Source organism: Halobacillus sp. A1 (assembly GCF_024189295.1).
GTDB lineage: Bacteria > Bacillota > Bacilli > Bacillales > Halobacillaceae > Halobacillus_A.
This window is the reverse complement of sequence record NZ_JAIZEN010000016.1, coordinates 16,017-36,375: the sequence shown is the minus strand read 5'-3', so window position 1 is coordinate 36,375 and position 20,359 is coordinate 16,017. Positions and strand designations below refer to the sequence as shown.

20 protein-coding genes and 2 pseudogenes are annotated in these 20,359 nt (G+C 38.8%); all 22 read right to left on the bottom strand.

The window, feature by feature from the left end; translation table 11 throughout:
• Nucleotides 1–29: 29 nt before the first annotated feature.
• The gene (locus LF817_RS15175; protein ID WP_253936654.1) at nucleotides 30–395 is read right to left on the bottom strand and encodes a GNAT family N-acetyltransferase; all 366 of its coding nucleotides are present in this window, start codon (nucleotides 393–395) and stop codon (nucleotides 30–32) included.
• A gap of 638 nt (nucleotides 396–1,033) precedes the next feature.
• Complete coding sequence (locus LF817_RS15170; protein ID WP_253936653.1) at nucleotides 1,034–1,468, bottom strand: peptidylprolyl isomerase; 435 nt, start codon at nucleotides 1,466–1,468, stop codon at nucleotides 1,034–1,036.
• A gap of 13 nt (nucleotides 1,469–1,481) precedes the next feature.
• Nucleotides 1,482–2,780, bottom strand: coding sequence for a diaminopimelate decarboxylase (gene lysA / locus LF817_RS15165; RefSeq protein WP_253936652.1), 1,299 nt, complete (start codon nucleotides 2,778–2,780; stop codon nucleotides 1,482–1,484).
• A 184-nt stretch (nucleotides 2,781–2,964) separates the two neighbouring features.
• A complete protein-coding gene (locus LF817_RS15160) occupies nucleotides 2,965–4,431 on the bottom strand; it encodes a spore germination protein (protein ID WP_305882250.1) in 1,467 nt (488 codons plus the stop codon).
• 716 nt (nucleotides 4,432–5,147) lie between these two features.
• On the bottom strand, nucleotides 5,148–5,498 hold the full coding sequence (gene spoVAE / locus LF817_RS15155) for a stage V sporulation protein AE (RefSeq protein WP_253936651.1): 351 nt from the start codon (nucleotides 5,496–5,498) through the stop codon (nucleotides 5,148–5,150).
• 2 nt (nucleotides 5,499–5,500) lie between these two features.
• Complete coding sequence (gene spoVAD, locus LF817_RS15150) at nucleotides 5,501–6,511, bottom strand: stage V sporulation protein AD (RefSeq protein ID WP_253936650.1); 1,011 nt, start codon at nucleotides 6,509–6,511, stop codon at nucleotides 5,501–5,503.
• A gap of 12 nt (nucleotides 6,512–6,523) precedes the next feature.
• Nucleotides 6,524–6,976 carry a stage V sporulation protein AC gene (gene spoVAC / locus LF817_RS15145; RefSeq protein WP_253936649.1) on the bottom strand — a complete coding sequence of 151 codons (453 nt, stop codon included), beginning with the start codon at nucleotides 6,974–6,976 and terminating at the stop codon, nucleotides 6,524–6,526.
• A 14-nt stretch (nucleotides 6,977–6,990) separates the two neighbouring features.
• Nucleotides 6,991–7,401 carry a stage V sporulation protein AB gene (locus tag LF817_RS15140; protein ID WP_253936648.1) on the bottom strand — a complete coding sequence of 137 codons (411 nt, stop codon included), beginning with the start codon at nucleotides 7,399–7,401 and terminating at the stop codon, nucleotides 6,991–6,993.
• Complete coding sequence (locus tag LF817_RS15135; protein WP_253936647.1) at nucleotides 7,388–8,005, bottom strand: stage V sporulation protein AA; 618 nt, start codon at nucleotides 8,003–8,005, stop codon at nucleotides 7,388–7,390. The genes LF817_RS15140 and LF817_RS15135 overlap by 14 nt, the downstream gene beginning before the upstream one ends.
• Before the next feature lie 127 nt (nucleotides 8,006–8,132).
• Nucleotides 8,133–8,888: an RNA polymerase sporulation sigma factor SigF gene (sigF, locus tag LF817_RS15130; RefSeq protein ID WP_253936646.1), complete on the bottom strand. Its 756-nt coding sequence runs from the start codon at nucleotides 8,886–8,888 to the stop codon at nucleotides 8,133–8,135.
• 3 nt (nucleotides 8,889–8,891) lie between these two features.
• Nucleotides 8,892–9,332: an anti-sigma F factor gene (spoIIAB, locus tag LF817_RS15125; protein ID WP_253936645.1), complete on the bottom strand. Its 441-nt coding sequence runs from the start codon at nucleotides 9,330–9,332 to the stop codon at nucleotides 8,892–8,894.
• Nucleotides 9,329–9,682: an anti-sigma F factor antagonist gene (spoIIAA, locus tag LF817_RS15120; RefSeq protein WP_253936644.1), complete on the bottom strand. Its 354-nt coding sequence runs from the start codon at nucleotides 9,680–9,682 to the stop codon at nucleotides 9,329–9,331. The genes spoIIAB and spoIIAA overlap by 4 nt, the downstream gene beginning before the upstream one ends.
• 92 nt (nucleotides 9,683–9,774) lie before the next feature.
• Complete coding sequence (locus LF817_RS15115; RefSeq protein ID WP_253936643.1) at nucleotides 9,775–10,947, bottom strand: D-alanyl-D-alanine carboxypeptidase family protein; 1,173 nt, start codon at nucleotides 10,945–10,947, stop codon at nucleotides 9,775–9,777.
• Between the two features lie 107 nt (nucleotides 10,948–11,054).
• A pseudogene (locus tag LF817_RS15110) lies at nucleotides 11,055–12,104 on the bottom strand (thymidine phosphorylase); the annotation flags it as partial.
• 39 nt (nucleotides 12,105–12,143) lie between these two features.
• Nucleotides 12,144–14,015 (bottom strand): DUF3732 domain-containing protein, encoded by a 1,872-nt coding sequence (locus LF817_RS15105; RefSeq protein WP_253936642.1) that lies wholly within the window; start codon nucleotides 14,013–14,015, stop codon nucleotides 12,144–12,146.
• Nucleotides 14,012–14,500 carry a three component ABC system middle component gene (locus tag LF817_RS15100; RefSeq protein WP_253936641.1) on the bottom strand — a complete coding sequence of 163 codons (489 nt, stop codon included), beginning with the start codon at nucleotides 14,498–14,500 and terminating at the stop codon, nucleotides 14,012–14,014. Before LF817_RS15100 ends, LF817_RS15105 begins: the two co-directional genes overlap by 4 nt.
• Nucleotides 14,493–15,719 carry a DUF4297 domain-containing protein gene (locus tag LF817_RS15095; RefSeq protein ID WP_253936640.1) on the bottom strand — a complete coding sequence of 409 codons (1,227 nt, stop codon included), beginning with the start codon at nucleotides 15,717–15,719 and terminating at the stop codon, nucleotides 14,493–14,495. The genes LF817_RS15100 and LF817_RS15095 overlap by 8 nt, the downstream gene beginning before the upstream one ends.
• 166 nt (nucleotides 15,720–15,885) lie before the next feature.
• A complete protein-coding gene (locus tag LF817_RS15090) occupies nucleotides 15,886–17,187 on the bottom strand; it encodes a pyrimidine-nucleoside phosphorylase (RefSeq protein ID WP_253936639.1) in 1,302 nt (433 codons plus the stop codon).
• Between the two features lie 5 nt (nucleotides 17,188–17,192).
• The gene (locus LF817_RS15085; protein ID WP_253936638.1) at nucleotides 17,193–17,510 is read right to left on the bottom strand and encodes a helix-turn-helix domain-containing protein; all 318 of its coding nucleotides are present in this window, start codon (nucleotides 17,508–17,510) and stop codon (nucleotides 17,193–17,195) included.
• 512 nt (nucleotides 17,511–18,022) lie between these two features.
• Nucleotides 18,023–18,301, bottom strand: a pseudogene (deoA, locus tag LF817_RS15080) (pyrimidine-nucleoside phosphorylase); the annotation flags it as partial.
• Between the two features lie 19 nt (nucleotides 18,302–18,320).
• Nucleotides 18,321–19,139, bottom strand: coding sequence for a purine-nucleoside phosphorylase (locus LF817_RS15075; protein WP_253936637.1), 819 nt, complete (start codon nucleotides 19,137–19,139; stop codon nucleotides 18,321–18,323).
• Between the two features lie 11 nt (nucleotides 19,140–19,150).
• Nucleotides 19,151–20,329 carry a phosphopentomutase gene (deoB, locus tag LF817_RS15070; RefSeq protein WP_253936636.1) on the bottom strand — a complete coding sequence of 393 codons (1,179 nt, stop codon included), beginning with the start codon at nucleotides 20,327–20,329 and terminating at the stop codon, nucleotides 19,151–19,153.
• Between the last annotated feature and the right edge of the window lie 30 nt (nucleotides 20,330–20,359).

Below are 20,359 nucleotides of genomic sequence, written 5' to 3'. Positions count from 1 at the left end.
AGGCGCCATATTATGGCGCCTCCTCCCGTTTAAACTTTTGATGAAGGTCGTTCAAGATGACATTTCTCTACAAAAGTTTCTGTCACTTCATCAGGAAGAACTTCATAGTCTTTTTCAAATTGGGAAGTGATAGATTGGATCATCTTTTTCCCTATGCCCAGATTCCTGTGAGAAGGGCTTACGGAGACATGCTGGATATAGGCTTTGCACCCCTCCGTCCGCACCCCGATCGTTCCAAGGATATCCTCTTCTTTCCACAGGAAAAGATGCCAATTTTCTTGCACTTCATAGTCGTAGATAATGTCTTGTAATTTTCGTACTTCTTTACATTCAGGCATGAAAGAAAGAAGGCCCATTGCGATTTTTTCATATGACTTTTTAAATCTTATTAACATAATAACCCCTCGTATTGCTCATTTGATTTTTTAAAGCGAACCGAAAATTATTTACGGTGTCATTACATTACTATACCAAACCAATAATAGACGCCCCAGGCCATCCCAAGGATCAGCAGGAACGCAAATAGCTTCCAATTCTTCTTTTTCATTGGCTTGCCCCCACGTCTGATCTTATCTAGGCAATATCATACGGCATATGAATAAAAGAATCAACCCACCGGGCGAAATAAGAAATTAAGTCTTCCACAACCATTCAATTCGTGTTCGTTACAATAATAAATATGAATGATCATTTCTGTTTCGCAAAGACTGAACAGAAAGTAAGATCAAACGAATGACCGCTTTTAAATACTATTAAAAAAGGATACAAAATTATATTGTTAAAACATCCTTAATCTAATATGTACGGGGTGTAAAAATTCACAATAGAAGAGCAGCCCCTTGGGTAAAAGGGGCTGCATATAGTCATGTGTAATTTTAAGGCATTTCATACGCTCAGGATTGACTCAGCTTTGGCGAGGTCCTCAAAACAGGCCACGACGTTTAATAGAAACAACGAAATGTTAAGAAGCAGCCCTAATTAATTAAAAACAATCTAAAGCATTATCTTACCATTGGGTAACACTTGACGACTATTATTTATCTTCAACACGCACTCGCTGCATAACGTCTCCCGGACGTACTCGATCGACGGTATCAACACCTTCGACAACCTTGCCAAATACTGTGTGGCGGCCATCTAAATGAGGCTGAGGAGAGTGACATACGAAAAATTGGCTTCCACCTGTGTCTTTGCCAGCGTGCGCCATTGATAAGGTGCCTCGCTCATGTTTATGCGGGTTTCCTTCTGTCTCGCATTTGATTGTATAACCTGGTCCGCCAGTACCGTTTCCATTAGGATCGCCCCCCTGAATTACAAAATCAGGAATGACACGGTGGAACGTTAGCCCATCATAAAACTCACTATTTGCTAATTTTTCGAAATTCTCTACTGTATTCGGTGCCGCTTCCTCATAAAGTTCAATTAGAAATTTCTCGCCATTTTCAAATTCAATCGTTGCTTGTTTCATTATTCATTTCCTCCTACTGTTGGTTGTATGATAAATCTAGTCTCGTGATTTCCTTATAGTCCTCACGACGTACCACTAACTGATGCTCCCCATTTTCCACGAAAACGACAGCTGATTTTCCAAAGCGGTTATAGTTATTGGACATAGCATAACCATAAGCACCTGTACTGAAAACCGCCAGCAAATCTTTCGGCTCTACTTTAGGAAGCTTCACATCCCATAATAGCATATCTCCAGATTCACAGCACTTTCCAGCTATAGCATATTCTTGGTCCGGCGACTCATGCATCTTATTAGCTAAAACAGCATCATATTTTGCGTGGTAAAGGGCGGGCCTGATATTATCAGTCATCCCTCCGTCAACTGAAGCATACGTCCTTACGCCGGGTATCTCTTTGATCGATCCCATTCGATATAGCGTCACCCCAGCATCCCCTACAATGGCACGTCCCGGCTCGATCCATATTTCAGGCATTGTATAGTCCAGTGTTTCAGACTGATGCTTCACCTCTTCAATGAGAGCAAGAGCATATTGGTCAAGAGCAAGAGGGTCGTCTTCTTCTGTATATTGTATACCAAATCCACCGCCTAAATTAAGGACATCTGCCGTAAATTCGAAACGGTCCCGCCAATCACTCATAGTTTCAAATAATTTCCTCGTCGCTAAGGTGAATCCGCTCGTTTCAAAAATCTGCGACCCTATATGGCAGTGCAGGCCTTTTACATTCGTCATTTCATTTGAATTCAACAGCTGGAACGCTTTCTCAGCTTGGCCGCTGGACAAGTCAAAACCGAATTTAGAATCTTCCTGTCCAGTTAAAATATAATCATGGGTATGGGCTTCAATCCCAGGTGTGACACGCAGCAAAACATCCATTTGTGTATTTTTTTCGGCAAGAAGATCTGTTAACAGAGCAATTTCATAAAAATTATCGACTACAATACAGCCGATCTTATGATCCACTGCCATTTCAAGTTCTGAGAGGCTTTTATTATTTCCATGCATATGGATTTTTTCTACAGGGAATTCAGCTTGTAAAGCCGTATGGAGCTCTCCCTCAGAAACGACATCCAGGCTCAGCCCTTCCTCTTTAGCAACCTGGAGCATAGCTACAGAAGAGAAGGCTTTACTGGCATAGGCAACCTGAGCGGGTATCTTATGCTTCTTAAAAGTATCAACAAAAGCTTTGGCATTGCTTCGAATTCTTTCTACATCGTATACATAAAGAGGCGTTCCATATGCAGAGGCTAAATCTTCTGCGGGAATACCGCCTATTAATAGCTGACCTTGTCCGTTCGTCTCTCGAATCATAGTGGTCCGTCCTTCCCATCCTGTCTTTACTAACTAAAAAGCCATTCAGACCAGGTTTCCTCTCCTTAGCCTGAACGGTATTCAGGTAGTGCTGGATATTATCACATAAAAGAAAATGCTCCTTTAGAGTAAAGGAACATTTTGAATTTAATTTAAATTTATCACAACAATCATCAACCGGCAATTATCTTTGTTTATGATTGTTTTGAGGATGGACAATGCTCGGCCTGATTTTTCCTAAAGGTACAGACATTCTCACTAAAATCTGCATAAACGCTTTACCGTTGAATGGAAGGAATGGCCATAAATACGGCGTATTCAAAGATTTGGTCCGAGCCAGCAATAAAATATACAATGTAGAACCTATAACAAATCCACTTAAACCAAAAATAGCGGATAGCACTAACAAAGCGATTCGGCTCATTTTGTTGGCAATGGATAATTCATAGCTTGGGGTGGCGTAAGAGCCTATCGCACTTACTGCTACATATAAAATGACTTCAGGCACGAATAAACCGACGTCTATGGCAATTTGTCCAATTAAAACGGCTGCGATCAACCCCATAGCTGTTGATAATGGCGTTGGGGTATGGATGGCTGCGATACGCAGCATCTCTATCCCTAAATCAGCTATTAATAATTGGACGATGATCGGCAAAGTACTCTCTTCATTCGGCCCTATGAAATCTAATGATTCTGGTAGTAAATCGGGCTGAATAACAAATAACATCCACAAAGGAAGCAAAAAGACGGAAGAAAATAACCCAAAGAATCGAACCCATCTTACAAACGTACCCACAGCAGGGGATTGCCTGTACTCTTCCGCATGCTGCACGTGGTGAAAATACGTAGTCGGTGTAATAATCATACTGGGAGACGTATCTACCATAATGAGCACATGACCTTCCAATAAATGTGCAGACGCCACATCCGGTCTTTCAGTATACCTTACGAGAGGAAAAGGATTGAATCCTTGGCTTACTATAAATTCTTCTACAGACTTGTCAGCCATAGACAGACCATCTATGTCGATTTTTTTCAATTCATCTTTAATCAATTTTATAAGTCCAGGATCAGCTACATCTTTAATATAAGAAATACAAATATCCGTTTTTGACCGCTGCCCTACTTGAATAAGCTCATTCCTCAACCGCTCATCTCTTATTCTCCGGCGAGTCAATGCTGTGTTTTCTATAATGTTTTCTGTATAGCCGTCTCTAGAACCTCTTACGACTTTTTCTGTATCAGGTTCTTCCGGTGTCCTTCCGGGGTAAGCACGGACATCTACAATGATGGCTTCTGCATGACCTTCAACGAACAGGACAATAAGCCCTGAAAGTATTTGCGTCACACATTTTTCTATAGAAGTTTCAACTTCTACTTGCTGGTGGGCCAGATCATTGTAAATATGTTTGAATACTGATTTTTTATCTAATGTACCTTCATTTAATTGAAACAGCTGGCGCAGCAAATTTACAATTATCGGGGTCTCGCACAAACCATTCACGTAATATAAGTTCACTTCGTGATCGAGAATAACCAATGTCCGAAATCCTACATCAAATGATTCATCAGTGCCTACCTTCTTATTAATTATATTTCTATTCTGTTCCAATTTCATGACAATAGGGGTTTTCTTTTCACTCGCCATCCGCCTCAACTCCTTACGGCTGTATTTTCTCTGTTAAACCACAGTGTTCAATTTCAATTTAGCTCTCTATTATTGCATACGCAGTTCAAGATGATCGGACTGTTTCGTTCTATTTGGCAGCGTTTGGAAGTTCAGTGAATTACTTTATTTCCATCGGCGTACTGTGAACTTCCTCAGGCTTACGTCCTCCGGTATCTCACCATATTCTGGACCTTTTTACGTTTGTATGAATAGCGGAAACATTAGTATGAACGTCTTCACAAAAAATAAATGGATTTGCGTGAAAAGAGTTTCGAAACATGGGAAGAATCATGACGGTTAAGAGCCCTATTGAAGCGAACGGATAACTGGCGTTGTAAGGGGATAGACTTCCGGCCCACCTAAGTGTTATCACAGCTAACCTCTTATCGATTAATAAGACTCCCATCACTTCTGTAAAATACGTCAATGAAAGTAATCACTGTTCCTTCAACGTATAATCAGTATGGTGGATCATGATACTGACGTTATTCAAAAGGCTCTTATTCAAGCGAGTTCAAGAAGTCTATATTTAGTGAGGGGCGGTGGGGAATGGGGAGACCCCTTTGGCAGTACGGAACGTCCGAGGAATCTCACCAAATGTCGCAAAACAAGCCTTCCCCAACCCAAATGTTTTAACAACTTACTAATGAAGAAACAGTATTGTTCATAAGACTTAAGAATAAACAAAACCTTTCTTACCCTTTTGGTTTAAAAATAACAGCCATAATGAATCCAAAGAGAATCGCTGAAGCTATACCTGCAGAAGTCAACCCAAACATCCCTACGGCTACACCAATAACTCCATGTTTATCTGCTTCCTCCATCGCTCCATGCATCAGGGAATGACCAAAGCTTGTGATTGGTACCGTGGCTCCTGCCCCCGCGAATTCAATTAAGTCATCATACAAATCAAAAGCATCGAGCACCGCACCCGCCACAACGAAAGAGGACATTACATGAGCAGGTGTAAGCTTGGCGACATCAAAAAGCAATTGTCCAATAACGCAAATTCCTCCTCCAACTAGAAAAGCCCAAAGAAAAGTCATTTTCATCCCTCCCCTTTCGTAAAAGCAACAGCGTGGGCAATACCCGGTATTGACTCTTTCTGCTGCAGCATCATCGGATTCATTAGAGCACCTGTTGCTACTACTAATATTCGTTTATAGGTGCCTGCTTTTAAATCCTCCAACAGTTTTCCATACGTAACGACCGCAGAACAAGCACACCCGCTTCCTCCACTGAATACAGGCTGATCACTATGATAAACGAGAAGTCCACAGTCTTTATGAACTTCACCAATATGATAACCGTCATCTTTAAGCATATCTCGAACTATTGGTGCTCCCACTGCCGACAAATCTCCTGTAGCAATGACATCATAATCAGCAGGGACTCTTCCCATATCCTCCAGATGAGTTTTAATGGTGTCGTATGCAGCTGGAGCCATTGCGGAACCCATATCAAAAGGGTCGGTGACACCATAATCCATCACTTTACCAATCGTGGCTGCTTCAATCCGAACAGGCGAAGGTTCTGTTGATAACAGTGCCGCTCCGCTGCCAGTTACCGTAAATGTAGCTGTTTTCGGTTTCTGTCCCCCGTACTCCGTCGGATACCTGAACTGCCGCTCTGCCGTTGCATTGTGAGAGCTTACAGCAGCTATCGCCCGATCAGCATATCCGCTTTCAATAAGCGCTGCTCCTGTAGCTAGAGTTTCCATTGAAGTAGAACAAGCCCCGAACATGCCTAACAGCGGAATTTCCAACTGACGTGCTACATAATTGCCTGTGACATTTTGATTAAGTAAATCACCCGCTAAGAACAAATCGATCGATGTTTTGTCGACGCCTGCTTTTTGCAGACAGTAATGAACAGCATCTAACATTAATCTTCTTTCAGCTAATTCCCAATTATTTTCATTACAGTGGAGCTGATCATACACCTTATCAAATACAGCTTTCAAAGGTCCTTGTCCTTCAAGCGGTCCAACTACAGTTCCTGTTGCTTGTATATAAACCGGCTTATTAAAACTCCACGTTTGCTTTCCAGTTTTTGACATGAGTCGTCCCCCCTAAAATATGGCCTGCCATGTAAAACGAATGATTCCTAATACATAAGCAGCCACTACACCGAAAACGATAACCGATCCCGCCAATTTAAATAAGTTTGTGGCTACTCCTAGCACGAGCCCCTCACTTTTATGCTCCATCGCTGCTGATGTGATCGAATTTGCGAACCCCGTTACAGGAACTGCTGACCCTGCACCAGCAAATTGACCAAGCTTGTCATATACACCCAATCCAGTCGCGAGAGCAGCCAAGAAAATCAAAGTCGCAACTGTTGGATTCCCTGCATTCTCTTCACTGAAATTGAACCAGTGAATATACATTTCAGACAGAAGCTCCCCAATCATACAAATCGTTCCTCCAACCACAAATGCTTTCAAGCAATTCAATACATAAGTGGTTTTAGGCTGGTAAGATTTACTTGTTTTTTTATAATCCTTAGAATTCAAACCTGACATGAGCGTATTCTCCTTCATTTTACAAAAATAACCCACTGAAACAGTGAACCTGCAACTTTCCCTAAAGAAAGAGCCATAAGTAATGTAAATAAATAATTGTCTATACCGATTCTTTTAAACAGGAGGGGAAAGACGTTCAAAACTTCCGTAAGAGCAGCCGCTAACATACCTACGAACATTCCGTGAAGCAGCCCCCAGATAATGAGCCCAAACACTGTAATATTTACGGCATAGTCACTGAATGATAAAAAAATGCCGCAAAAAACCCCTGCTACAATTGCAAACTGATAGAAGATGATTTTCGATTCCGAATGACTTAATTGCATAAGTCGAGGTACAATCCCAAGTACTGTTATAAAAGCAACAAACCCCGCACCTACCGCAATACCAGAAGCTAGTCCAATGAATGCTTCAACGATTCTCATCCTGTTGCTCCACCTTGTTTTCATGAATAGCTACATAGTGATCTATATCTTCCTGATACTTAAAGACTTCTACTTCCATTGGATTAGGTTCTTCATTGAAGCGTTTTTGGAACCAGTGGTTAAAAAATAATATCATGCCGACACCGAGTCCGATCGAATAAGGAACTTGAATCCATAAAGGATACTCTTCCTCTTCTCCTGTCAGCATAAAGTGAAGCTTTTGCTGAACCATTTCCATACTGACATCATAGTGAAAATTCATAATAGCCATCGCCGCCCCAACAAAAAGCAGCAGCCAAATAAAACTGACTAGAAATACGTTCGGTTTTCTCTTTTGACCCTCCACATGGACGACACACTGATTCGGTCCTAGAATTTCTACATCACTATCGGGAAAACGATTGAGTATCCTCTCAATAATAGAGAAGCTGTCAACTACGATGATATTCCTATCTTCCGGTTTTACGGTATGGAGGATCATATGTTCAACCATATGCTTTTTTCGGCTATCCCCAGTAACACGAGCCACATCATATACTCTGATCATTTGCTTCGGTGGAATGCGAATCGACTGTTTCATACGGATATATAGCGGTTTTGTCATCATTTCGCCTCCTGGCAGAATGTCTCTTCGTTAGTATGTGAAATCAATACAAATTCATACAATAATGCCAAAGCTAAAGTTATGAAAACAGAAAATGAACATAAAAAAAACTACGCATTAGCGTAGTTTAAGATGAATCACTCATTGATTCTTTCATATGCTCTAATATTTTCTTTTCCAGCCTGGAGACTTGAACTTGGGATATCCCTATGCGATCTGCTACTTCTGATTGCGTCTGGTCTTTAAAATACCTCAGGTAAATGATCAACCGTTCCCTTTTTTCTAGAGTATCCATCACTTCATGCAAAGCTAAATGTTCGAACCACCTCGAATCCTCTTCAGCAATCTGATCGACTAGCGTGATCGGATCCCCTTCACTCTCATAAACCGTTTCGTGAATAGATTGCGGAGATCGTCCCGCTTCTTCTGCCTGAATGACCTCTTCACTCGTAAGCTCTAACGATTCAGCTAATTCATTAATCGTCGGAGACCGGCCGAACTCTTTGAGGAGTTCCTCTTTTTTTACACGCACTTTATGAAATGTTTCTTTCAGACTGCGGCTCACTTTTACACTGCCATCATCTCGTATAAATCGTTGGATTTCTCCAATAATCATTGGAACAGCGTATGTGGAGAACTTAACGTCAAAGCTAAGGTCAAATTTATCTACAGATTTCAACAAACCAATACAACCGATTTGATATAAATCATCAGGATCATACCCTCGCCGCAAGTACCTCTGAACGACTGACCATACCAGCCTCGTATTTTTTTCCACTAAAAAATGCCGCGCATTTTGATCACCAGATTGGCTTCTTCTTATGAGACTGCGAACTTCTTCATCGGATAGACGTACCTGTTTAGTATCCGTCTTCATATTCATGACCTAATTAAAAATTGCTTTCGTCGAGGTTAATTGCTTTGAAAGCGTAATTGTGGTTCCTTCATCTTTGGACGATTGAATTTCAACTTGGTCCATGAAATTCTCCATGATCGTAAAACCCATACCTGACCTTTCCCACTCGGGTTTCGAGGTGAATAATGGTTCTCTGGCTTCCTCAATATTCTCAATTCCTGTACCATGATCCTTAATGATGATTTCAATCTGGCTCTCTTCGATACGGCATTCTAAGATGACGGATTGGTCAGGGTCTTCCTCATACCCATGGATAATCGCATTCGTCACAGCTTCTGAAACAACTGTTTTTATATCCGTCAACTCATCCATTGTAGGATTCAGGGGACTGATGAATGAAGCGACGGCTATACGTGCTAACGATTCATTTTGACTGATGCTTGCAAACTCAATTCTCATATGATTTTTCATGAGGCCACCCCTAACATTTGCAGGGCAAAGTCTTCGTTATCAACGAGTTTGACGATTTTGAACATACCGGATAGGTCAAATAAACGGCGGACTTCAGGAGATATTGAGCAAATCACCATTTCCCAGCCTGCAGCCTGTATTTCTTTATAGCGTCCAAGCATGACACCAAGACCCGAACTATCCATAAATGTTAACTTCTCTAAATTAACGATCACATGTCCTACTTGATTCTGAGCCAGCTGAGCTTGCCACTCTTCTCGAAGGTTCGTCGCTTCATGGTGATCCAACTCGCCTTCCAAGCGCACAAGTAACACGGATTCTTTGATAATGAATTCTACGGAAAGACTCAAGTGTAGTTCCTCCTTAACAATTAAAGTTACTTAAGTCTTTTCGCAGTTTATCCTGTAGATTCCTGCACTAAAACAAAACTAGTGCGGTCTCGCTAAAACTTTTCAAAACCTGCCAAATTTCTAAAAGAACGCTTCCACAATTCAAGTATATTTGCTTTGTTTACAGGCTCTGAAGCTTCTAAACGAACTTTGGAAACCTCTTCTTTACCATTATTGACAGTTACCCACCCCATGTGATCACCTTTCTTGATTGGAAGTTCAACCTTTTCATTCAAAGTGATGGAGGTTTGGTAATTCGACTTTGCTTCATTCTTTTTCTTCAAAACGACGACATCTTTTTCTGGAACTAACGCTAATGTATTAGGAGTGCCTCTTGGATTAGTCATCTCATGAAGTACTTCCTCTTTTCCATGCAGCTTAATTCCTTCATATTGTCCAAATCCGTAATCCAGAAGGCTCGTAATCGCTTCATTACGTTCTTTCGGTTTTTCTGCTCCCATAACTACTGCAATCATGTGCAGGTCATCTTTTTTTGCTGAAGCGGTTAGACAATATTTCGCTTTTTCAGTAAATCCAGTTTTCAGTCCATCCATTCCGGGATAAGACTTGATTAATTTGTTCGTATTCACTAACCAGAATTCATTCTTCTCGCCTTTCCTTAAGTAATCGTCATAAATGCTCGTATAGTCTGTGATTTCTTCATGTATTAATAATTCTCTAGCCATAACGGCCATATCATGAGCTGTACTGTAATGGTCATCTGCGGGCAGTCCTGTAGGATTCTGGAATTTTGTGTTCTTTAACCCCAGATCTTTTGCTTTTTGGTTCATTTGCTTTACAAATTCTTCTTCACTTCCGGCAATTCGTTCGGCTAATGCAACACTAGCATCATTTCCTGACGCTACCGCCACCCCTTTCAACAGATCTTCCACTGTCATTTCTTCCCCTGCCTCTAAAAAGATTTGTGAACCTCCCATAGACGCAGCGTGCTCACTGATTCTTATTTTCTCATCAAGTTTGAGGTTTTCTTTATCCAACTCCTCCATAATGAGCAGCAAAGTCATTATTTTTGTCATGCTGGCCGGGGGCAATTCTTTATCAGCATTTTTATCGTAAAGTGTCATCCCACTATTTTTTTCCATCAAAATAGCTGACTGGGCGTTTTTTGCTATAGAATCGTTTTTATCTTCGGCTTGAATCTGATTGGGCTGCAACGTGGTGAACATGATAATTAATGTGAATAATAAACAAATAAACCTATGCATCTCTATTACCTCCTGCTTCTGTAAGTGTTCCTATTTTTCCCTGAAACACTGCTTCTATGCAATAAAAAAAGAACCTCACTAACGTGAAGTTCTTTGGCACACTATTTTTATTTAATTACTTTATGGATAAGCGTTGGAGACTCAACTTTTTCTTTAGAAATATTATAAGCTTCCTTGACTTTATTTATAGATGCTTGCGCATTTTCATCATCACTGTGTAGGATCACTAAAGCTTCTCCAACCTTGATTTCATCTCCGATTTTTTTCTGGAGAGTGATTCCTACGCCATGATTGATCTCATCATCTTTGGTTGCTCGCCCTGCTCCTAAGTACATCGCGGCCACACCAATTGATTCCGCATCAATTGCTGAAACGAAGCCATCCATCTCAGCAGTTACTTCGATATCATAGGAGGCTTTCGGCAAGAGGCTTAAATCATCAATCATCGCAGTATCGCCGTGCTGTGCTTCGATAAGCTTTCTAAATGAAGCGAACGCTTTACCGTTTTCTAAATTTTTCTCAAGAGCTTGATAAGCTTCTTCATAATCAGAAAACACCTCAGCTAACACTGTCATGTGGGAAGCGATCTCTAACGATAATTCTCTTAAGTCCTCTACACGTTTTCCTTGAAGGATTTCAGCTGCTTCCCTGATTTCATTGGCATTCCCAACTTCAAATCCAAGAGGCTGGTTCATATCACTGATTACAGCTACTGTATTTTTACCTAAGTTATTGCCGATGTTTACCATCTCGCGGGCAAGAGCTTCTGAGTCCTCAAGCGTCTTCATGAAGGCGCCGCTTCCTGTCTTAACATCTAATACGATACTATCCGCGCCGGAAGCGAGTTTTTTACTCATAATGGAACCTGCGATCAGCGGCAGGGAATCCACAGTACCTGTGACGTCTCTAAGCGCATAAAGCTTTTTAGCTGCAGGCGCTAAATTACCTGTTTGGCCGGCAACTGATAGTTTATGCTCGTTGACATTATGAATGAATTCTTCTTTGGACATTTCTATTTGAAGCCCTTTAACAGACTCCAATTTATCGAGGGTCCCGCCTGTATGACCTAACCCTCGGCCTGACATTTTAGCTACCGGTACTCCAACCGAAGCCACCAGAGGTCCGACAATAAATGTTACTTTATCGCCTACACCACCAAACTAACATTCACTAGTTATATTAATACAACAGTAATACTAAGATTTATTTACATCATTTATTAACTTATTTCCATTTCTAAATTCCTCAACAAGATATATATTCTCTAAATTTTGATCTTCCCATATTTCCTTAGGTATATGCTCTACAATAATCATTTGAAAGCTTTCTCCACGTTCTTTTATTTTTCTCATAAAATAATTTAATACTTCAAAAGCAATAGAAATTTTTTGTTTATCTGTACCTTCTAATGGTTCTTCTACCTCAGGCTTGCTATCATAATAAGGTCTACTTGGTTGGTCAAAGAATAGAAACTGAGGAACAAAAGGTGATTTTCTCAACAATAATAAGTCATGTAAACCTAAGAACAGAGATATATGGAGAAATAAATCATTAGAGCTACTACCTACTGTGTTAATTATATTTGAACTGTTTGGTTCTCTCAATTTTAAAACCTTATTTTTGTAATCAAACACTGCTTTATATCCTGCATAATTTTCTAATGCAACTTTACTTCTGTCTAAATATTCCTGTATTAATTCCTGTAATAAGGAAATAATGACCTGAACTTCTTCATCTCTTGAGCTAATTTGACGATTCAGTATATTAATTTCCTCATTTACAACATCTATTTGACTGTCGAAATCCTCATTTAGTTTAGTTGTATCATATAAAGAAAGCTTAGTCTTTATCTCTCCAAGAAGCATATACCTTTTCAAGTAATCTTTTTGCTCTTCATGCTTTTCAGTATTAAATATGTCAATTTTACTTTCTAAACCCTTCAACTCTTGCTTATATTCCTTTATTTTAGCTTCAGTTTTTATAGTTATTGGTGATTTTTCTTTTAATTTCACTTTAATATCTTTTAATTGACCCTCTAATTGATTAATGAAGTTATCAGATATACTATCGCTGAGTAATTCAATATCGTTATTCTTAATATATTCTATAGGTAGCAAACTTTCGTATGTCTTACCTAAGACAGATTTGTATTCATTATATTCACTAATGAAATTCTTTAAGCTACGAATTTTCCTCTTCAATAACCTTCTCTGGTCTAACAAAGGTTCTAGCTGGTTACTATCATCTGATGTATTCTGATTAATTTTAGTAACATCTTTCACAATAGCTCTTAACTGATCAATAGCATCTTCATACACACTAATATTGTCATCAATTAAAGAATAATATTTAGCCTTTCTAATTAATTCTGATATTTCATCATGAAACACTTCATGTTGTTTCTCATGTGCTTCTTTTTTTCTTTCCAGTTTATTCAAATTCTTATGTAGTTCATTAATTTTTTCTCTTATCAAAGTACCCTCAATAGTATCTATTGTTAAAGCTAGATCAAAAATCCTTTCTAGTGCTTCCGAATACTTAGTACTACTTTGTTTATCAAAAAATACATTATCATTTATAATTACGTTTTGTGTTTGAGTATTGAATAATAAAAAATATCTGAAAGACACCTTACTTCCTTTTCTTATAACTTTACCTCCATAAGGCACCCTCACATCACTATCTATGGAAAACTCTGTTTCAATGATTTTTCTTAAGTCCTTTTCTCTAATGTTGTCTTGAGGGAGGTCTGGAATCTCACCCACTCCTGACAAATAAAAAATCGAAGCAGGTTTTGATTTAGAAAGGAAAGAATTTCTCGCAATGGTATAAATTTGACCATTTAGTTTTATTCTAATTCCATACCATGTAACATTTTCACCAATTGTTATTTCTGGAATGTTTATATTCTCAGAGTTTAATAGACAATAATCAATAATTGACCATATTGCCGTTTTTCCTGTACCACTTTCTCCCGTTATTACATTGACCTTATTTTCTTTAAATGTAAGCTTTCTTAAGGTCCCATTTTCACACCAAAGTAATATATTAATTATTGAAAATTTCATAATTCCACCCTTAATTGTAAATATAGGTATTCAACATCATCATCCAATATATTTTTAATATTGAGAGCTGATTTATTTACATTTTTTCCTCTTTTACCAAGTCGTGAATCATCAAAATTAATCTCTTTCTCTAATGATATTATTCCACCTTTCATACTTATAATCTCCATCTCTTCTAATAAGAACAGGGAGTTAAGACTAATTGGCATTAGGCTTTTATATCTTTTGTTAAAGTTTGTCAAAAGATGGTATTTATCAGCAATTAGTTGTTCCAAACTCTTAACTTTAACACTTTTTAATTTTAAATAATTTATAGTTGGTTCATGTAACGCTAAAGGAAGTATAAGCATAGCTTTTGAGATAGAAACCCTTTGCATGTAGTTCAATACAGAAGCTATGGCAACCATACCAATGGCTTCATTATTAAATGTATAAGCGCTATCATTGAAGGTGTATTCATAATTATTACCTTTATATTCATCCATATTTTTCCTTCCAATCATATATCCAACCGATCATTCCATCATTAGATAAATAATAAAATTGACCATTACTTAACTGGATACCTAATTCTGTTCCATCAAGATTTAAACTAATGTCTCTTATTTCATCCAAACATTTTAGAGCAGCATCAATCTTTTCATCTTCGGATATACTTACTGTTCCTCGTTTAAGATTTCTATTTATTTCTCTATGGTTCCGTTTATGAACGTTAGACCAATGAGTATAACTGTTATCTATGAAGTCTTTTCGATCTATTTCGGTTAACTCCCCCTCTGCTATCCATCTTTCCATATTATTTTTAAGTTTTAGCATATATGTGTTATACTCAGCCATCTGAGTAAAGTCATCTTCTTCAATATCATCTATATCGATTAATTGCTTTATAAAAGGTAATTGTTTTAAATCTTTAATTTCGTCAATCGTGGTATCCACATTTCGTTTAGGCAAAATTCTTCTGTGATTATCTTCAAAACATTTCTTTAATCTAGTGAAAGCTTCATCGTATGTTATTATAATTTTTTCGTATTTTTTCACCTGATCATATTTCCATATCCTTGTATTGCCTTCTATACAATAAAGAACTTGTTCAATTCTTTCTTCAGATATATACTTATTTTTGATTTCATCCTTTATCATCTGAATAATGTCTTCTAATGCATACTCGAAGTTTATTTTGAGAAAAAAGTTTGAAAGGTTATCTTCATCTATACTTAAAACATTTCGAATGTATTTTTTTATTTCTTTATTTTGTGTTTTACCTAATAAACCTTCTGTGTAAGAATATAAAGCATTTAAATCGATTTCTTCTTTTTGGTATTTTGTCAATTTAGATAAAAATTTATTTCTCACACTTTCATTTTTGTTAGTAGCCAAAATAAAGTTCGAATTTTCTATGAACTTATTATTGTCACTTTTTTCAGATATCTGACTTATCCAATTACTTAATGTTTTCCATAGATCCACATCTAATTCTGTAAGGTTTGCACTAGTTCCACTTTTATTTTCTTTAAGAGTATGCTTCACTTGAATTAAATCTAACTTCATATTCTCTTTCTCAATATGAACATCATCTTTTACCTCGTAGCCTAAACTCTCTCCTTTTTTAAGTTTCAATAATTGGTAAATAAAATAGTAATGTTGATATTCGAAACCTAGAGAAGTTTTATCAGCAGATGTACTCTCTTCAAAATTTTTTGCCATGCAACACCAATCCTTACCAATATTTTCTTATTTCAATAGTACTATCCTAGACAAATTTCATCAACGGTTTTCAATGTATATTTGGACATAAGAACAACAAATTCAACATTTTATGTACAAAAAAACTCCAAGGTATCTTACTACCTTGAAGGTTTGGCGAGTTCATTTATTTAATTACTTTATGAATTAATGTTAGTTCTTCCGGTTTTGAAGCATCTATTTCATATGCACTTAGTACTTTCTCAATCGAATCCGTTGGATCTTCATCATCAGAGTTAAGTACAACTAGAGTGTCACCTTCTGATACTTCATCACCAATCTTCTTCTTAAGTGAAATGCCTACACCATGATTGATTTCGTCATCTTTAGTTGCTCTTCCTGCACCAAGGTACATAGCTGCTACACCAATTGATTCTGCATCAATAGCTGAAACATATCCACTCTTAGGTGCTTTAACTTCAACCTGATATTTGGAGGATGGAAGTTTGCTCAAGTCATCAATCATTGCTACGTTGCCCCCCTGAGCCTCAATGAATTTACGGAATGCTTCAAACGCTTTACCGTTTTCGATGTTCTCTTCTAACTTGGCATAAGCTTCCTCATAAGTATCGAACACTTCAGCAAGAATTGTCATATGAGAAGCAAGTTCGAGTGAAAGTCTTCTCAAATCATCTACACGCTTACCTTGCAGAACCTCTACTGCCTCTTTGATTTCATTTGCGTTACCGACTTCATAACCTAGAGGTTGGTTCATATCACTAATTACTGCCACAGTGTTTCTACCTAAGTTATTGCCGATGTTAACCATCTCACGAGCAAGCGCTTCAGAATCTTCAAGCGTCTTCATGAATGCTCCTGAACCTGTTTTTACATCGAGTACAATACTATCTGCTCCTGAAGCAAGCTTTTTACTCATAATTGAACCAGCAATTAGAGGAATAGAATCAACTGTGGCGGTTACATCTCTAAGTGCATAAAGCTTTTTATCCGCTGGAGCAAGGTTTCCAGTTTGTCCTGCCACAGCAAGCTTGTTTTTGTTTACATTCTCGATAAACTGCTCTTTAGTAATTTCTACGTTAAAACCACTTAGTGATTCTAACTTATCAAGAGTACCACCAGTATGACCAAGACCACGTCCGCTCATTTTTGCTACTGGAACCCCAACAGATGCAACAATCGGTCCAGTTAGGAAGCTAATCTTATCTCCAACTCCGCCAGTGGAGTGTTTATCTACTTTATGTCCTTGAATGGAGGATAAGTCAATCGTTTCGCCAGAATCAACCATTGCTTGCGTTAATGTAGCAGTTTCCTTATCATTCATACCTCGAAAGTAAACTGCCATCATTAAAGCTGAAGCTTGATAGTCAGGGATGCTTCCTTCTGTATATCCATCAACGAAGAACCTGATTTCTTGTTCGGTTAGTTCTTCACCATTTCTCTTTTTCTGTATCACATCGACCATTCTCATAATTTTCACCTCTCCGGTAAGTTAGGTTTAGCACCACTATTGAGCAAAATGAAAAATTCTTTGACACTTAAGTTTAAATGGAGCATTGCTATAAAACCTTCAATAGGGTAATTAAGTCCGTCAAAAACTTTAAGCATGTATTGCTTTTTGGGGATACTTTCGCCTCTTAGATATCTCCTACATGTATCTTTTGTAATTCCTGTGACTTTACTCAAGTTTAAAGCGTTGGGTTCTAGCCCCATTGCTATAAGGTTTACAGTTATACATTTAGAAAACCCTTTTTTCACTTTCTCATGCATTTTCAATCCAGTGTTGATAATCATACGTCTCACTTTTAGACAACGAATGCATTCTTAACTTGAAATTATATTTAGGCTTTGGTTTAACTCTTAATAAGTCATCAATACCAAACATAAAGATTAATCAACCTTTTCCTTCAGGTAGTAAATGAATTTTTGGGATTAAAGTGCTTTGACCATCTATTTGTTTGTACAAGGATGTCATTGAATACACTTGTATTCACGAAGGAAAACCCTAGATACTTAATGAAATCCTCAATGTTCTTTCCGAATGTAGATAATAATTTATCAATTGTGTCAGGGTTCGGTAAACATTGTCGGCTGTTTAAATAAGACCTACAACTGTAATAACTTACACCAGTTTGTTTATGTAGCCGATAAGGGGTCAGCTTATCGCCTATTAAGTAAAGGGGTAGAGACTTGGATGAGAAATGTTTAAAAAAGAGAACGGGTTTTAGTGTGGACATGTTTTTTTGCCATTCAAAGTAATTGAGCTTCAATCCCTTTGAAAGGTTGAGATGAAAATTTGTCGTCTTTATCGAGGTAGTATCTCCTACGCCGCCTGTAGAATGCTTATCTACTTTGTGGCCTTTTATAGCAGAAAGATCAATAGTCTCTCCTGAATCGACCATCGCCTGAGTAAGTGTAGCCGTTTCCTCTTGAGTCATCCCTTTAAAATAGATGGCCATCGTCAAAGCAGCCGCCTGATAATCCGGAATTTCGCCGTTCGTATAACCTTCAACAAAGAATTCGATTTCTTCTTTAGACAGCTCTCCGCCGTCTCTTTTTTTAACGATAACGTCGTACATTCTCATCAGTTTCACCCCTCTTAATTTATGCTGGCAGAGTCTTTAGTAAATCTTTTACAAAGCCGAGGAAATCTTCACGTACCTGAGCTGTCGTTTCGATCACTTCGTCGTGAGTAAGCGGCTGATCCAAAATTCCTGCGGCCATATTTGATATGCAGGAGATTCCCAAAACACGAATGCCGGCATGATTAGCTACGGTTACCTCTGGAACAGTAGACATCCCTACTGCATCCCCGCCAAGAGTACGCAGCATACGGACTTCAGCAGCGGTTTCGTATGCCGGACCAGTGTTACCGACATATACACCTTTTTTCACCGGCAAACTCAGACGTTCTGCACTTTTCACAGCGTGCTGGATCAATGCGCGGTCATAAGCTTCAGACATATCAGGGAAGCGGGCACCAAGCTCATCATCGTTGGCTCCCATAAGCGGATTATCCCCCATATTGTTAATATGGTCGGTAATGATCATTAAATTTCCAGCATCAAATGACTCATTAATACCGCCAGCGGCATTCGTTACGAACAAAGTTTCTACACCTAACTCTTTCATAACGCGGACAGGAAATGTCACTTGTTTCATATCATATCCTTCGTAATAGTGAAAGCGGCCCTGCATGGCAATGACCTGCCGCCCTTCCAACTGTCCGATAACTAACTGGCCCTTGTGTCCAGAAACTGTGGATTCAGGAAAATGGGGTATATCTTTATAGCTGATAACTGTCGGGTTTTCTATTTCTTCAGCCAGTACACCTAACCCCGAACCTAGAATCAAGCCTACGGTAGGCTCAACATTTAGTTTTTCCTGGATGAAAACTGCGGCTTCTTTTCTTTTACTATTCATTTTAACTCCCCCTATTGAATGTCTTTTAAAAAGCTTTGCCCATGTTCCGGCATTTTAGCAGAGAAATTATCTGAGATCGTAGCGCCGATATCGGCAAAAGTTTTGCGCTGTTCAAGCCGTTCTCCCTTTTCAATTCCTTTATGGTGAACGAGAAGAGGTACAAGCTCTCGGGTGTGATCTGTTCCATGATGAATTGGGTCGTTTCCGTGATCAGCTGTAATGATCAGCAGATCATCTTCCTTTAGCTTGCTCAATACTTCAGGGAGGCGTCGGTCATATGCCTCCAGCGCCTCACCATACCCTTCGGGGTCTCTGCGATGGCCGAACTTTGCATCGAAATCGACAAGATTCAAGAAATTCAATCCTGTAAAATCCTCATCCATTGAAGCTACAAGCTTATCCATCCCATCCATATTGTCATTCGTACGGATGGATTGTGTAACTCCTTCTCCATCATAAATATCAGAGATTTTACCTAAAGCTATTACATCCTTGCCTGCATTCTCCAAATGATTCATCACTGTTGTCCCAAAAGGCTTCAGTGCATAATCGTGACGGTTGGAGGTTCGTTCAAACGCACCTGGCTCCCCAATAAAAGGACGCGCGATGACACGTCCGACCATGTACTTTTCATCACGAGTCAGTTCCCGTGCATACTCGCAAATTTCGAAAAGTTCTTTTGGAGGCACAACTTCTTCATGAGCTGCAATCTGCAATACTGAATCAGCTGATGTGTACACGATTAAATCACCGGTTTTCATGTGATGCTCACCTAATTCATCTAGAATTTCGGTTCCAGAAGCCGGTTTATTACCAACAATCCCGCGTCCGGTTTTGTTCTTTATTTGGTTTAAAAGTTCATCGGGAAAACCCTCCGGGAAAGTGCGGAAAGGCTGTTGGATGTTAAGCCCCATGATCTCCCAATGTCCGGTCATTGTATCTTTTCCGTTTGACGCTTCCACCATAGTCGTATAATGTGCCTTTGGCTGGTTTGTCTCATCGATTCCTTGTATAGACGAAATATTTCCAAGTCCAAGACTCGCCATGTTGGGCATGTTCAGGCCGTTCATATGTTCCGCAATGTGCCCTAATGTGTGTGCCCCTTTATCGTTAAATTTTTCAGCATCTGGCGCCTCACCTACTCCTACTGAATCCAATACAATCAAAAAGACTCGTTTAAAAGTATTCATGTTTAATTCCCTCCTAATCATTACTTTCCC